The 14403-nt window shown below is 56.9% G+C and carries 14 protein-coding genes; 4 read left to right on the forward strand and 10 right to left on the reverse strand.

Annotated features, from left to right (window positions below; all coding sequences use genetic code 11):
• Nucleotides 1-36: 36 nt before the first annotated feature.
• The 9 genes from dam to AOY23_RS00260 form a co-directional block, all read right to left on the reverse strand.
• A complete protein-coding gene (gene dam, locus AOY23_RS00220) occupies nucleotides 37-873 on the reverse strand; it encodes an adenine-specific DNA-methyltransferase (protein WP_054177863.1) in 837 nt (278 codons plus the stop codon).
• Nucleotides 874-955: 82 nt separating this feature from the next.
• Entirely contained in the window at nucleotides 956-2218 is a 1263-nt protein-coding gene (gene damX / locus AOY23_RS00225; RefSeq protein WP_054177864.1) for a cell division protein DamX, read from the reverse strand.
• Nucleotides 2219-2279: 61 nt separating this feature from the next.
• Nucleotides 2280-3374, reverse strand: coding sequence for a 3-dehydroquinate synthase (gene aroB / locus AOY23_RS00230; protein WP_054177865.1), 1095 nt, complete (start codon nucleotides 3372-3374; stop codon nucleotides 2280-2282).
• 55 nt (nucleotides 3375-3429) lie between these two features.
• A complete protein-coding gene (gene aroK / locus AOY23_RS00235; RefSeq protein ID WP_049847064.1) occupies nucleotides 3430-3951 on the reverse strand; it encodes a shikimate kinase AroK in 522 nt (173 codons plus the stop codon).
• Between the two features lie 292 nt (nucleotides 3952-4243).
• Complete coding sequence (gene hofQ, locus AOY23_RS00240) at nucleotides 4244-5476, reverse strand: DNA uptake porin HofQ (RefSeq protein WP_054177866.1); 1233 nt, start codon at nucleotides 5474-5476, stop codon at nucleotides 4244-4246.
• On the reverse strand, nucleotides 5397-5795 hold the full coding sequence (locus AOY23_RS00245) for a HofP DNA utilization family protein (protein WP_054177867.1): 399 nt from the start codon (nucleotides 5793-5795) through the stop codon (nucleotides 5397-5399). Before AOY23_RS00245 ends, hofQ begins: the two co-directional genes overlap by 80 nt.
• Nucleotides 5785-6222: a HofO family protein gene (locus AOY23_RS00250; RefSeq protein WP_054177868.1), complete on the reverse strand. Its 438-nt coding sequence runs from the start codon at nucleotides 6220-6222 to the stop codon at nucleotides 5785-5787. The genes AOY23_RS00245 and AOY23_RS00250 overlap by 11 nt, the downstream gene beginning before the upstream one ends.
• A complete protein-coding gene (locus AOY23_RS00255; RefSeq protein ID WP_054177869.1) occupies nucleotides 6206-6742 on the reverse strand; it encodes a PilN domain-containing protein in 537 nt (178 codons plus the stop codon). The genes AOY23_RS00250 and AOY23_RS00255 overlap by 17 nt, the downstream gene beginning before the upstream one ends.
• Nucleotides 6736-7524 (reverse strand): type IV pilus biogenesis protein PilM, encoded by a 789-nt coding sequence (locus tag AOY23_RS00260; RefSeq protein WP_054177870.1) that lies wholly within the window; start codon nucleotides 7522-7524, stop codon nucleotides 6736-6738. The genes AOY23_RS00255 and AOY23_RS00260 overlap by 7 nt, the downstream gene beginning before the upstream one ends.
• A gap of 117 nt (nucleotides 7525-7641) precedes the next feature.
• Here AOY23_RS00260 and mrcA point away from each other — a divergent pair, with 117 nt between their 5' ends.
• Nucleotides 7642-10194, forward strand: a complete 2553-nt coding sequence (gene mrcA, locus AOY23_RS00265; protein WP_054177871.1) for a peptidoglycan glycosyltransferase/peptidoglycan DD-transpeptidase MrcA — start codon at nucleotides 7642-7644, stop codon at nucleotides 10192-10194.
• 38 nt (nucleotides 10195-10232) lie between these two features.
• Here mrcA and nudE read toward each other — a convergent pair whose 3' ends face one another.
• Nucleotides 10233-10793, reverse strand: coding sequence for an ADP compounds hydrolase NudE (gene nudE / locus AOY23_RS00270; RefSeq protein ID WP_054177872.1), 561 nt, complete (start codon nucleotides 10791-10793; stop codon nucleotides 10233-10235).
• 319 nt (nucleotides 10794-11112) lie between these two features.
• Here nudE and AOY23_RS00275 point away from each other — a divergent pair, with 319 nt between their 5' ends.
• From AOY23_RS00275 to hslR, 3 genes are read left to right on the forward strand one after another with little or no spacing between them, the layout of a single operon-like run.
• Entirely contained in the window at nucleotides 11113-13242 is a 2130-nt protein-coding gene (locus AOY23_RS00275) for an intracellular growth attenuator family protein (protein WP_054177873.1), read from the forward strand.
• Between the two features lie 60 nt (nucleotides 13243-13302).
• Nucleotides 13303-13980 (forward strand): GMP/IMP nucleotidase, encoded by a 678-nt coding sequence (gene yrfG, locus AOY23_RS00280; protein WP_054177874.1) that lies wholly within the window; start codon nucleotides 13303-13305, stop codon nucleotides 13978-13980.
• Nucleotides 13981-13982: 2 nt separating this feature from the next.
• Nucleotides 13983-14384, forward strand: coding sequence for a ribosome-associated heat shock protein Hsp15 (gene hslR, locus AOY23_RS00285; protein ID WP_054177875.1), 402 nt, complete (start codon nucleotides 13983-13985; stop codon nucleotides 14382-14384).
• Nucleotides 14385-14403 lie beyond the last annotated feature (19 nt).

Here is a 14403-nt window from a genome sequence, read left to right on the forward strand (position 1 = left end):
GCATCTCCTTGGACGCCGGGCAGACCGGCGCGTGCATTATTTTTTAGCGGTCGATACGTTGACTGGGCGATACAGCGCCAGTAGTTCGTCCACCTTTTTACGTGTGCCGCCATTACTGCTGATGCTGCGTCGCACCTTCACGACATGCAGTTTGGCCAGTTGATACCATTCGCGCGTCAGCGCCGTATCATGATTCGAAATCAGCACCGGAATGTGATTATTCACCAGCCCTTCCGCGAGTTGCGCCAGGTGCGCCTGCTGTTCCAGACTAAAGCTGTTTGTATGATACGCCGTAAAATTAGCGGTCGCGGAAAGCGGCGCATACGGCGGATCGCAATAAACGACGGTTTTGTTGTCGGCGCGTGCCAGGCTGTCCGCGTAGGACTCGCAATAGAAGTAAGCATTCTGCGCCTTTTGCGCAAAATGATACAACTCAGCTTCCGGGAAGTAGGGCTTTTTATAACGACCAAACGGCACGTTGAACTCGCCCTTCAGGTTGTAACGGCACAAGCCATTGTAACCATGCCGGTTGAGATACAAAAACAGCACCGCGCGTCGCAGCGGATCCTGGCACTGGTTGAATTCATCACGAAAGCGATAGTACACCTCGGAGGTGTTAGTCGCTGGCGTAAACATTTCACGCGCGGCGGTAACATACGTCTCCGTTTGCGTCTTAACGATGTTATAGAGACTGATCAGATCGCTGTTGATATCCGCAAGGATATAACGGGAGAAATCAGTGTTGAGAAACACTGATCCGGCGCCCACAAAAGGCTCAATCAGGCACTCGCCTTTCGGCAAATGCTTTTTGATGTCGTCGAGCAGGGGGTATTTGCCCCCTGCCCATTTCAAAAAAGCGCGATTTTTTTTCATGCTGTCTGGCTACTTACACACTTTCTCCGGCTGTGGAGAAGGGCTCCGACAGCATCCTGCGCTCCGGGCGTTTGCCCATGCATTACTTCAGATCGGCCTGGACCTGGTGCAGCGGTTTTGCCCACGGGTTTTTTGCCTGAACATCAGCAGGCAACGTGGCTACCGCGCGTTTCGCGTCATCTTTCGAGGCATAAACACCGCTCACCAGCACGTACCACGGCTGACCATTGCGGGTAGTCTCATAGACGACGTAATTTTTCAGGTTTTCTTTCTTCGCCCAACCATTCAGGTTGTTGTAGTTAGACGAACTGCTGAGCTGCAGCGTGTAATGGCTTGACGGCGCAGACTTCAGCGAACCCACATCACCTGCCGTTTTGCCGCCAGAAGTCGCCGCCGGTGCCGTGGTGGCTGTCGCGGCAGGTTTCGTCTGCGCGGTCGCCGCTGGCGTACTGACCGGAGTGCTGGTCGGTTTTGGCTGCGCGACCGGTTTCGGCGCGGTGGTGGTGGTTTTCGCGGTGGCCTGCGGTTTCGTTTGTGGTTTCGCTTCAATCACCGCTTGTTTGCGTTCCGGGCGGGCAGGCGTCGTCTGGCGCGGCGCTGTTTCAGTCGTTGCTGTCTGGCGCGGTGTCGTACCTGCCGTTCCCGCGGCGCCATTACGCACTGGCGCAACGGTTGCCGGTTCCGTCGGTAACGTAGAGCCGACCGCGGCGTTGTCAATCTGGCCCTGCTGTTGGGTCAACGCATTGTTCAGGTCGCCCTGGACTTCCACACGCTGCTGACCTTCCGGCGCCGTGTTAACCTGGCCTTGCGTCGGCGTAGAGGAAATCGGCGGTACGGAGACGTCCTGCGGTGCATTATTTGCCGTCTGGCCGCCCGCGGTGTCGCCCGGGGCTGGTTGTGCGCCGTTCGCTTGATCAGTCGCTGTGCTACCGGAGAGATCGATGCTGCGCTCGGTAGACGCGATTTGTTCGTTTGAAGATGGAGAGGATGGCGCCTGCAGCGCAGAGCCGATGCCGATAATGAGCAGCAGCAGAACCAGGATCCCCAGACCCATCATGATGTACTGGCGAGACGCCGGTTTACTGGCAGCGGCTTTTTTACGTTTACGGGGGCGGCGCTCAACCGGAGCGTCCTGCTCTTCATACTCGTCGTCAGATTCGTAATATTCTTCTTCCTCTTCACGCGCCCGGCGGGCGTGCGTCGGACGACGATCGTCCGTATCAAAGTCCACATCATCAAAGTTGATCTGTGGCTCGTTATCGCGGTCGGAAGACTGACGAGAACGACCAGCACGACGATCGCTGGGATCGGGCTTCAGCTCGTCTTCTGGTTTGAATTCATCCATTTAACACCCCACTAAAAGGCTTGTGCCTGAGACTGTTGCACATCACCTGAAACTGACTTTTTTATTTGAGCTCCTGCTGAGTATCAGCAATTGCATCCAGAACTACCTGGTGCGACACTCCGCCGCGCACTTCACTTTTCCCTATCGCCAGCGGCAGCACTAAACGCAGCTCGCCAGCCAGTACTTTCTTATCGCGCATCATGTGAGGCAAATACGCCTGCGCAGACATCTCCCGCGGCCCCGTGACCGGAAGCCCTGCCCGCTTGAGCAACGCAATGATACGCTGCGTATCCTGAGCATTAAACTGCCCAAGACGTTCTGAAGCATGCGCCGCCATCACCATCCCGGCGGCCACGGCCTCGCCATGCAGCCAGTTGCCATACCCCATTTCGGCTTCAATGGCGTGACCAAACGTATGCCCAAGATTCAGTAAAGCACGTAAGCCGGTTTCGCGCTCGTCTGCTGCAACAACTTCGGCTTTCAGCTCACAACAACGGCGAATACAGTACGCCATTGCTTTTTCATCCAGCGCCATCAGCGCATCAATATTCTGTTCCAGCCAGTCAAAAAAGTCGCCATCAAGAATGATGCCGTACTTAATGACTTCAGCAAGACCCGAAGAGAGTTCACGCGTCGGCAGGGTTTTCAGGCAGTTCAGATCAACCACCACGGAGGCGGGTTGCCAGAAGGCACCAATCATATTTTTGCCGAGCGGATGGTTAACGGCAGTTTTGCCGCCCACGGAGGAATCAACCTGCGACAACAGCGTAGTCGGCACCTGAATAAAGCGCACGCCGCGTTGATAGCTGGCTGCGGCGAAACCGGTGAGATCACCCACCACACCGCCGCCCAACGCCACCAGCGTGGTGTCACGGCCATGAGGTTTTTGCAGGAGCGCGGTAAAGACCTGATCCAGGACGGTCAGGCTTTTGTACTGCTCGCCATCAGGAAGGATGACGCTGTCGACCTTCACGCCTGCCTTTTCAAGCACGGCGCGCAGCGTATTCAGATACAGCGGCGCCAGCGTTTCATTGGTGACCAGCATGACCTGGTCGCCTGATTTCAGTGGCAAGAACGATGCTGATTCGTCGAACAAACCAGCCGCGATGGTGATCGGGTAACTACGTTCCCCGAGCGTGACAGTGAGCCTCTCCATAACGCGCATCCACCTTATTTGCTTGTTTTTCGCTGGCGTATTTCTGTTGCCAGAATCAGTTGCTTTCCAGCATATGAACGATCTGGTTTGCCACGACTTTCGCGCTTTGATCGTCAGTACGGATTGTTACGTCAGCAATCTCTTCGTACAGCGGATTACGCTCGTCGGCCAGCGCTTCAAGCACCTCGCGCGGCGGCGTTTCCACCTGCAGCAAAGGACGTTTTTTGTCGCGCTGAGTGCGCGCCAGTTGCTTTTCGATAGTGGTTTCCAGGTAGACGACCACCCCACGCGCGGAGAGACGATTACGGGTTTCGCGGGATTTTACAGAGCCGCCGCCAGTGGCCAGCACAATACCCTGTTTTTCCGTGAGTTCGTTGATGATCTTTTCTTCACGATCGCGGAAACCTTCTTCGCCTTCTACATCGAAGACCCAGCCTACATCTGCACCAGTGCGTTTCTCAATCTCTTGATCAGAATCGTAAAATTCCATGTTGAGTTGTTGAGCTAACTGGCGCCCAATAGTGCTTTTGCCGGCACCCATAGGCCCAACCAGAAAGATATTGCGTTTCTCTGCCATTTTTTCGGTACTACTAAGACTATTCGTTAATGGTAAACCCACGTCGCTTACATCCTGCGCAGTGGGACATGAACTGAAACCTCATATGCGATAGTGCGAGAGTCAGACTAAAAATTATCTCAATACTCCGGCGGGTTTGGCAACAGTAAAGATCGCCGGGCTACGGGCATACCCACTTCAGGGATGGGGCTCGCCACTGACGCTCAAAATCGGTACCCCTTGTATGCTAAATCCATCCGTACGTCAAACACCTGAAACGTGTTCAGCGTAAAAAAGCCGTCTGGCTTACTGCTTAGTGAACAGAAACAATACGCGGGGTGATAAACACCACCAGCTCACGTCGTTCATTATCTTTCCCGTCGTGACGAAAGAGTTGCCCGAGCCATGGAATGTCGCCAAGTAACGGGACGCTGTCGCGGGCAGATTTGTTCTTTTGCGAAAATATTCCACCCAATGCCAGCGTTTCGCCACTTTTAACTTCCACCTGCGTTTCAATTTCTTGCTTATCAATCGCCAGCACTTCGCCATCCGCCTGCTGAAGTACCTGACCCGGCATATTTTCGCTAATGCGTAACTTTAGTCGCACACGGTTGTTCTGCAACACTGTCGGCGTCACTTCCATGCCGAGCACCGCCTCTTTGAACTCCACCGAGGTGGCGCCGCTCTCGCCGCTGGACACCTGATAGGGGATCTCGCTGCCTTGTTTAATGCTGGCGGGCTGCAGGTGTGAAGCCAGTAAACGCGGGCTGGCGATGATATCCACCTTCTGCTTTTGCTCCAGCGCCGAAAGTTCCAGCTCAAGCAACCGCCCGTTAATATGGCCGATATTGAATCCCACACGGGTGGGCGCTTCTGCGACGGACAAATCGCTGCCAAGCGTTGTGAGCTTTCCATTGCCCACAGCACCTTCCGCTTCTGCCAGACTCCACTTCACGCCCAGTTCCCGCAGACTCTTTTCATTGATAGTGACAATATGCGCCGCCAGCTCAACCTGCCCCACCGGCAGATCCATCTCTTTCGCCCACGCTGCCAGCGCCTGAGTATGGTTTTTGTCGTCGCGGACAACCAACCGGTTCATGCGTTTGTCTACCGTCAGATTCCCGCGCGCAGAGAGCAGTTTTTCCCCCGCTTTCGCCAGTTCTGCCGCATCGGCGTATTCCAGCGGAATGCTCTGCCCTACCAGTGGCGTGGCGAGTTGCTGCCTGGCATTTTCCGCTTCCCGCTGCGCCAGCTTTTCTTTCTGCCATGACTGCGAATGCACCGAGAGAACGCGCCCCTCCTGCGACAGCACCAGACCGGCGCTGTTCACCACTGTGTACAGTGCCTGTTTCCAGGGGATGTTTGTCAGATGCAGTGAAATCACACCACTCACCTCGGGCCCCACCACCAGGTTGCGTTGCTCCAGCGCCGCAAGGCTTTGCAGAACCTGCGCGACGGGAACCTCATCAACCACCAGCGAGACGTTCTTTTCGGCCAGCGCCAGCGGCGCCAGCAGACAGATCCACAGGCTTATCCATACTTTCATTTTTTTCTCCTTCCTTGATCCAGGTCCAGCGCGCAGGGTCACACCCTTCGCCCATGTCGACGGTCATGTCGGATTCGGTAAGCGCCACCAGACGCCAGCCGGTGGCGAACCGTTCGCCCGGCTCCACCCGATGCCATTTCCCGCCGCCGTCTTTTATCAGGCCAATGCGTCGCTGTTGATGGCCGACGCTTCCCCTGTAATGCCACTGCGTCAGTTCCGCCGTGTGACAGCGGTCGACCGGTGGCGCGAACGGGTCGCGCATTCCCGTCAGGGCAGGCAGCAGAACAATCAGCAGCACGGTGACTGCTTTACTCGCCATCAATCACCTCCAGCTGTAACGTCAGCCGCAATCTGCCATCCGCTGGGCGAATGCTGAACGCGGCGGCCTGCATATTGCGCTCAGCAAGACGCAGGAAAACTGACGGGATCTGCTGCCACTGCGTTTCCAGCACCATTTCCCCGCCCGTTTCCGCAGGCTGCCAGCGCGCCAGATGCGTACCCTCGCGCTGAAAATCCAGTGGTGAAAAGGGCACCGCGTCGGGCAGGGTCTGCTGATATTGCGCCGCCTGCATTTGCAGCGCCCGCAGCGTTTGCCACTGGCGGAGCGGAGAAGCGGTACTCAACGCCGCCCCTGACCACGGCAGGCAATAACCGCCAGCGGCCGATAATAAAAGTACCGCACCCAGCCAGCAGCCGAAGCGGGTGAATGGCGTGAGGCCACACCAGCGTTCAGGGAGTTGCCGCATCAGCACCCTCCAGCCGCAGGGTAAACTGCCAGCGCCCCTGCGCATCCCGCTCAGTTTTCCCGGCCTTCGCTGGTTTCAGGCCTGGCAGTTCCCGCAACGCATCATTCAGCGCGGCGAGTGCCGGAAAGGCAGAGGCGTAGCCGTTCAGCGTCAACGCGTTGTGTTGCCAGGACAGTTCCGTCAGCCATGCCTGCTCAGGAAAACGCGTCGCGATCGTCTGTAACCGTGGCTGCCACGCCTGCGTCATGGCGCGCCGTGCCTGCCACTGCTGACGGGCTTCCGCCTGCTGTAGCGCCAGCCGGAGTGGTTTTTCACGCTGCGCCAGCGCCTGCTCCAGCTCGCGGTTCGCCGTTGAACATAGATCAGCAATGCGCTGCGAGTTCTCCAGCGTCACTCGGGTCAGCAGCCAGACAAGCGTGATGACGAAAAGGGTGCTGAGAAAAATCAGCGTCCAGAAACGCAAACAGCGCTGCTGTCGGCGTTCGCGCCAGGGGAGAAAATTCACCTGATGCATCACCATGCGTGCACTCCCAGCGCCAGCGCGATGGCAACAGCGAACGCGTCGCTATCGGGTGGCAACGGCGGCTGGCGTTTAACGATGAGGCTCCACGGATCAAGATGCGGTTGCGTTGCTGGTTGCGCGGAGCAGAGCGTCAGCGGCTGTTGTACATGCGAGTGAAGCTCGTTGAGCGTTGCCGCCTGCGTAAACCCCGTCGCGCCCCAACGATTACGCGTCGCCCACAGCCAGGCATCGGCGTCACGCCAGGCCACGCCCTGCTCCGGTTCAGGCAGGAAAGGAAGAAAATAGTGCAGCGTGCTGGCATCCGGCGTGATCGCGACGGCCCGCAGATTGAGTTTCTGCGCCACCTGTTGCAGCGCGACGACTTCCCGCTGCTGCGCCACCGTCACCCGATATTCGCGGGGCGATTCATCAGGCGCGTAATCAAAACAGAGCGCCGCAGCGTCCATTTCCATCCGCTTCGCCATATTGCTTGCCACCCACTGGGTGGAATCCCGTTCACGGAGGGTCATTGCCGGGCGCGGGATAGTTTTTTGCAGTGTCCTGCTGGCGGGAAACGCTAGCGCCACCTGATGCTGAAGCGGCAATTCGCGCCGCCAGGATCGGAGTGCGTTAACCATGTCGTCAGACCGGATAATGATGCCCCGTTCCGCCGCGCTGTCGGGTAACGGAATCGACCACCAGCGGCGCAGCGCCCAGCCCACACGCTCTCGCTGTACTGCCACAATCACGATTCGCTCGTGCTGAATATGCAAACCCACCTGCCAGCACCTGAATGCCATATTTGCGATCTCCTTATCCGCCGTCACCTTAACGGCTATCAATGCATCAGGCTTGCCTTTATACTACCGCGCGTTTGCTTATAAACTGCCCAAGTGAAACTTAATGGGAATTCTCCGGTGAAGTTCGTAAAGTATTTATTGATCCTTGCAGTCTGTTGCATTCTGCTGGGAGCAGGCTCGATCTACGGCCTCTACAAGTATATAGAGCCGCAACTCCCTGATGTTGCGACGCTCAAAGACGTGCGCCTGCAAATTCCAATGCAGGTTTACAGCGCTGACGGTGAACTGATTGCCCAGTATGGCGAGAAGCGACGTATTCCGGTCACGCTGAGTGAAATGCCCCCGCAACTGGTAAAAGCGTTTATCGCCACGGAAGACAGCCGCTTCTATGAGCATCACGGCGTCGATCCGGTGGGGATCTTCCGTGCCGCCAGTGTCGCGTTATTCTCGGGGCACGCCTCACAGGGGGCGAGTACCATCACGCAGCAGTTGGCGCGTAACTTCTTCTTGAGCCCTGAAAAAACGCTGATGCGTAAAATTAAGGAAGTGTTCCTGGCCATCCGCATTGAGCAACTGCTGAATAAAGATGAGATCCTCGAACTCTACCTGAATAAGATCTATCTCGGTTATCGCGCGTATGGCGTTGGCGCCGCAGCGCAGGTCTATTTCGGCAAATCCGTGGCGCAACTGAACCTCAGCGAAATGGCGATGATTGCCGGTTTGCCAAAAGCGCCATCGACCTTTAACCCGCTCTACTCCATGGAACGCGCCACGGCCCGCCGCAATGTGGTGCTGTCGCGTATGCTGAGCGAAGGCTACATCACCCAGCCGCAGTACGATCAGGCTCTCCGCGAGCCTATCGATGCCAGCTATCACACGCCGGAAATCGCCTTCTCTGCACCGTATCTGACGGAAATGGTGCGCCAGGAGATGGTCAGCCGTTATGGTGAACTGGCGTATGAAGACGGTTATCGCATTTACACCACCATCACCCGCAAGACGCAGCTTGCTGCGCAGGATGCACTGCGCAAGAACGTGATGGATTACGACATGCGCCACGGCTATCGCGGCCCGTCGAATGTATTGTGGAAAGTGGGCGAAGCCGCGTGGGACAGCAAACGCATTACTGATTCGCTCAAAAGTCTGCCGACCTACGGACCACTCGTTCCTGCGGTGGTGACGGCGGCGAATCCGCAGGAAGCCACAGCGATGATGGCTGACGGCACCTCGATTTCATTACGCATGGAAGGCATCCGCTGGGCGCGTCCGTACCGCTCGGATACCCTGCAGGGCACCACGCCGCGTAAAGTGACAGACGCCGTGCAGACGGGGCAGCAGATCTGGGTTCGTCGCGTAGACGAGAACTGGTGGCTGGCACAGGTGCCGGACGTCAACTCCGCGCTGGTCTCCATTAATCCGCAAAACGGCGCGATCATTGCGCTGGTGGGCGGCTTTGATTTCAACCAGAGCAAGTTTAACCGCGCAACTCAGGCGCTGCGTCAGGTCGGCTCAAACATCAAGCCGTTCCTGTATACCGCGGCGATGGATAAAGGGCTGACGCTCGCGAGCATCCTTAACGACGTACCGATTTCCCGCTGGGATGCCGGTGCAGGCTCCGACTGGCGACCGAAAAACTCGCCTGCCGAATATGCCGGTCCGATTCGTCTGCGTCAGGGGCTGGGGCAGTCGAAAAACGTGGTGATGGTTCGCGCGATGCGCGCCATGGGCGTTGATTATGCTGCTGAATATCTGCAGCGCTTCGGCTTCCCGGCGCAAAACATCGTGCATACCGAATCGCTGGCGCTGGGTTCTGCATCGTTCACACCATTACAGGTGGCGCGCGGCTATTCAGTGATGGCGAACGGCGGGTTCCTGGTGGACCCGTATTTCATCGCCAAAATCGAAAACGATCAGGGCGGCGTGATTTTTGAGGCGAAACCGAAAATCGCCTGCGCCGAGTGTAATCTGCCGGTGATTTACGGCGATACCGCGAAATCTGACGTGCTGGAAAACAAAGACGTTGAAGATGTCGCCACCTCGCAGACGCCACAAAACTCAACAGTGCCAATGCCGCAGCTTGAGCAGGCAAACCAGGCGCTGGTAGCACAGAGCGGCGGTCAGGAATACGCGCCGCATGTGATCAGCACGCCGCTCGCGTTCCTGATTAAAAGCGCGCTGAATACCAACATTTTTGGCGAACCCGGCTGGCAGGGTACTGGCTGGCGCGCAGGTCGCGATCTGCAACGCCACGATATCGGCGGCAAAACCGGTACTACCAACAGTTCTAAAGACGCGTGGTTCTCCGGTTACGGCCCGGATGTCGTAACGTCGGTGTGGATTGGCTTTGACGATCACCGCCGCGATCTGGGTCGTACCACCGCGTCCGGGGCGATCAAAGATCAGATTTCCGGTTACGAAGGCGGCGCCAAGAGCGCGCAACCGGCCTGGGACGATTTCATGAAAGTCGTGCTGGATGGGGTGCAGGAACAACCACTGACGCCACCGCCTGGCGTGGTGACGATCAACATTGACCGTTACACCGGGCAACTGTCCAGTGGCGGCAACAGCCGTGCGGAATACTTTATCGAGGGAACGCAGCCGACGCATCAGGCGGTGCGTGAGGTGGGAACCACCATTATCGATAACGGTGAAACCCACGAACTGTTCTGATCAAAAAAGGCGCCGCTGGCGCCTTTTTTCTTGCTCTGCTACAACCGCCCCTGCGCTTTCAGCCATTCCCGGACGAGGAACAGCGCGCTGACGTTACGGGCCTCGTTGAAATCGGATTCTTCCAGCAACTCCATCAAATTTGCCAGCGGCCAGCGTACCTGCGGCAACGGCTCGGGTTCATCACCTGGCAACGATTCCGGGTAGAGATTTTCCGCCACCACGATATTCATTTTGCTGGAGAAATAGGACGGCGCCATACTCAGTTTCTTCAGAAACGTCAGATCCTGCGCACCAAAACCCACCTCTTCTTTCAGCTCACGATTCGCCGCTTCGAAAACCGTTTCGCCCGGGTCGATCAGCCCTTTCGAAAACCCCAGTTCGTAGGATTCGGTACCGACAGCATATTCGCGGATCAGGATCAGGTGATCATCAACAATCGGCACAATCATTACCGCTTCCCGGCTCGACGGACGCATGCGTTCATAAACGCGGCGCACACCATTGCTGAATTCCAGATCCACACTTTCGACGTTAAAAAGACGCGAGCGTGCGACGGTTTCGACATTGAGGATAGTGGGCTTCTGTAATGATTTGCTCATTGTGATGGGTCTTTGCAGTGATGACAGGCATCATTGTGCGACAGGCTGCACGGTTTCGGCAATCCAAATTGCCGTTTATTTACATTTATGCAACCTATCTTATCAGTCCTTAATAACACACAAAAGTCAAGAGGTTGAAATCGAATTGAGAATTTGCTGATATTGCCCAGGGAATTGCTCTGGTAAGCTCGCAAGTTGCGATTAAGTGCAATTAACCTTTCAAGATCACGCGATACGTGCCGATAGCTACCTACGGGCTCACGTTAACTGTAACTATGCAACCAACGAAACCTGTAAGAAAAAGTAAGATAGGAAACGCATGGGCACCTTTTTGATCTTCTTTGTCATATTACTGGCCTGCGTTCTGGCGGCGGGATGGTTTTTCCTGCATCGACCACAACGCCGTCGCCTGCCGTGGTTGCATGCCTTTACCGGCGCGGCCTCGCGTAAGCTGACCGAAGAAGAACGCACAGCGGTTGAAAATTATCTCGACGGGTTAAGCCGCGTTCAGCAGGTTCCGGCATCCGGCGCCAGCGTCGCCCCGGTGGCGATGACGCTTAACGCGCAGAGCGGCACAGTCTATTCCGTCACCCAGTCCATCACCCGCTACGGCATCACCACTGACGATCCCAACAAATGGCGTTATTTTCTCGACGCGGTTGAAGTCCACCTGCCCCCGTTCTGGGAGCAGTACATCAATGACGAAAACAGCGTTGAACTGATTTATACCGACTCGCTGCCGCTGGTCATTTCGCTCAACGGCCATACGCTCAGCGATTACCGCCACGAAGCCCACAAATATGCGCTGGAGAGAACCTCATCAACGCAGGCCTCGATTCGCGGTGAAGAGAGCGAGCAGATTGAACTGCTGAATATTCGCCAGGAAACCCGCGAAGAGCATGCCCTCAGCCGCCCGGACGGGTTGCGTGAAGCGGTGCTGATTGTCGGCGCGTTTCTGCTTGCCTATTTTTGCCTGCTGGCGCCAGACGTGTTCGTTCCATGGCTGCTCGGCGGCGCTATCCTGCTGCTGCTGGCAGGGCTGTGGGGGCTTTTTGCGCCACCGGCGAAAACCACGCTGCGTGAAATCCACTGCCTGCGCGGCACACCGAAACGCTGGGGGCTGTTCGGCGAAAACAACCAGGAACAGCTCAACAACATCTCGCTGGGCATTATTGATCTGATCTATCCCCGCCACTGGCAGCCGTGGATTGCGAACGATCTCGGGCAGCAAACCGACATCGATATTTACCTTGATCGCAACGTTGCACGTCAGGGGCGATTCCTGTCGCTGCACGACGAAGTGCGCAACTTTCCGTTACAGCACTGGCTGCGCAGCGCCGTTATTGCGGGCGGCGCGCTGTTAGTGGTGGTGATGTTGTGGGTCAGCGTTCCGCTCAATATGCCGTTTAAATTCACGCTGTCGTGGCTGAAAGGCGCACAGACGATTGAAGCCACCACGGTGAATCAACTGGAAGATTCTGGCCTGCGCGTCGGCGATACGTTGCGGATCCGCGGCACCGGGATGTGTAATATTCATTCGCCGGGCAGCTGGACCGCGCAGGAAAACTCGCCGTTTATGCCGTTTGATTGCTCGCAGATCATCTGGAACGACGCACCGCCGCTGCCACTGCCGGAATCTGAAATCGTCACCAAAGCCACCGCGCTGGTGCAGGCAGTGAGCCGTCAGTTGCATCCGTCGCCGGACGACAGCTCGCGCGTCAGCCCGGCATTGCGTTCCGCCATTCAAAAATCAGGGATGGTGCTGCTGGATGACTTCGCGGATATCGTGCTGAAAACGCAGGATCTCTGTTCCGGTGGCGACGAGTGCGTGCGCCTCAAAACGGCGCTGGTGAACCTCGGCAATACCAAAGACTGGGAGGCGCTGAATCGTCGCGCCAGTTCCGGCAAACTCGATGGCGTAAACGTACTCCTGCGCCCGGTGCAGGCTGAATCGCTGGATAGCCTGGTCAGTTCGTCTACCGCGCCGTTTGTGATGCGCGAAACCGCACGCGCGGCGCAGGCACTGAACAGCCCGGCGCCTGGCGGGTTCCTCATCAGCAGCGATGAAGGCAGCGATCTGGTCTCTCAGCCCTATCCGCCCGTTGCACTGTATGATTATCCTGCCCACGAGCAGTGGGGCGAATTCCAGCGTCTGGCACAAATGTTAATGCACACGCCGTTCAAGGCCGAAGGGATCGTCACCACGCTCTACACCGACGCCAACGGCACCCGCCACGTGAACTTACACCGCATCCCCGACAGCGCCGGACTGTGGCGTTATATCGGCACCACGCTGTTGATGCTGGCGATGCTGGCCTGCACGCTCTACAGCGGTATTCAGGCTATCCGTCGTTATCAGCGTCACCGCACGCGCCTGGAAGAGATCCATAAATATTACGAGAGCTGCCACAATCCGGTTCTCCTCCCCTCTCAGGAAGCACACGACTAACACCAGGGCGCGACAGGTTGTGATACCCTGTCGCGCATTGCGTCTCGCTGGAGTTTCACCATGCATTTTGACATCGCCTGGCAGGAGGTCGATACCGTACTGTTAGATATGGACGGCACCCTGCTCGACCTCGCGTTTGACAATCATTTCTGGCAAAAACTGGTGCCGGAAACCTATGGCGCCCTGCATGGCATCAGCGCAGAGGAAGCCCAGACGGTGATCCGCAAAGAGTATCACGCCGTTCAGCATACGCTAAACTGGTACTGTCTGGATTACTGGAGCGACCGCCTCGGTCTGGACATTTGTGCGATGACCACCGCGCAGGGGCCGCAAGCGGTACTGCGCGATGACACGGTGCCATTTCTTGATGCGTTGAAATCCAGCGGTAAGCGCCGCATTTTGCTGACCAATGCGCATCCACATAATCTGGCTGTGAAGCTGGAACATACCGGTCTCGCCTCGCACCTTGATTTATTGCTTTCCACCCACACATTTGGTTATCCGAAAGAGGATCAGCGGTTGTGGCAGGCGGTGGCAGAAGAGACGGGGCTTGCGGCGCAAAAAACGCTGTTTATCGACGACAGTGAACCCATTCTGGATGCAGCAGCCCGGTTTGGCATTCGTTATTGCCTGGGCGTGACGAACCCCGATTCCGGGCTGGCGGAAAAGCAGTATCTGCGCCATCCGGGGTTAAATGATTATCGTCGGCTGATCCCCTCACTCACTGTAAGGGAGTGACCATGAAAGAGAAACCCACCGAGGCTGTCAGGCTCGACAAGTGGCTCTGGGCGGCCCGCTTTTACAAAACACGCGCGCTGGCCAGAGAGATGGTGGATGGCGGCAAAGTGCACTACAACGGCCAGCGAAGTAAGCCTAGCAAAGTGGTAGAGCTCAATGCCGTACTGACGCTACGCCAGGGCAACGACGAGCGCACCGTGGTGATTAAGGGCATTACTGAGCAACGACGCCCTGCCAGCGAAGCGGTGCTGTTGTATGAAGAAACACCTGAAAGCATCGAAAAGCGCGAGAAAACGGCGCTGGCGCGGAAACTGAACGCGCTGACGATGCCGCATCCCGACAGGCGGCCGGACAAAAAAGAACGCCGCGACCTGATGAGATTTAAGCATGGTGAGAATGAATAATTGTCACCCGTAAGAGAGA

The organism is Trabulsiella odontotermitis (assembly GCF_001297775.1).
GTDB lineage: Bacteria > Pseudomonadota > Gammaproteobacteria > Enterobacterales > Enterobacteriaceae > Trabulsiella > Trabulsiella odontotermitis.

Bases quoted from the DNA above. Each gene is read 5' to 3' on its own strand.
- dam (WP_054177863.1), bottom strand. From the start codon at position 873: ATGAAAAAAAATCGCGCTTTTTTGAAATGGGCAGGGGGCAAATACCCC.
- damX (WP_054177864.1), bottom strand. From the start codon at position 2,218: ATGGATGAATTCAAACCAGAAGACGAGCTGAAGCCCGATCCCAGCGAT.
- aroB (WP_054177865.1), bottom strand. From the start codon at position 3,374: ATGGAGAGGCTCACTGTCACGCTCGGGGAACGTAGTTACCCGATCACC.
- aroK (WP_049847064.1), bottom strand. From the start codon at position 3,951: ATGGCAGAGAAACGCAATATCTTTCTGGTTGGGCCTATGGGTGCCGGC.
- hofQ (WP_054177866.1), bottom strand. From the start codon at position 5,476: ATGAAAGTATGGATAAGCCTGTGGATCTGTCTGCTGGCGCCGCTGGCG.
- AOY23_RS00245 (WP_054177867.1), bottom strand. From the start codon at position 5,795: ATGGCGAGTAAAGCAGTCACCGTGCTGCTGATTGTTCTGCTGCCTGCC.
- AOY23_RS00250 (WP_054177868.1), bottom strand. From the start codon at position 6,222: ATGCGGCAACTCCCTGAACGCTGGTGTGGCCTCACGCCATTCACCCGC.
- AOY23_RS00255 (WP_054177869.1), bottom strand. From the start codon at position 6,742: ATGGTGATGCATCAGGTGAATTTTCTCCCCTGGCGCGAACGCCGACAG.
- AOY23_RS00260 (WP_054177870.1), bottom strand. From the start codon at position 7,524: ATGGCATTCAGGTGCTGGCAGGTGGGTTTGCATATTCAGCACGAGCGA.
- nudE (WP_054177872.1), bottom strand. From the start codon at position 10,793: ATGAGCAAATCATTACAGAAGCCCACTATCCTCAATGTCGAAACCGTC.
- AOY23_RS00275 (WP_054177873.1), top strand. From the start codon at position 11,113: ATGGGCACCTTTTTGATCTTCTTTGTCATATTACTGGCCTGCGTTCTG.
- yrfG (WP_054177874.1), top strand. From the start codon at position 13,303: ATGCATTTTGACATCGCCTGGCAGGAGGTCGATACCGTACTGTTAGAT.
- hslR (WP_054177875.1), top strand. From the start codon at position 13,983: ATGAAAGAGAAACCCACCGAGGCTGTCAGGCTCGACAAGTGGCTCTGG.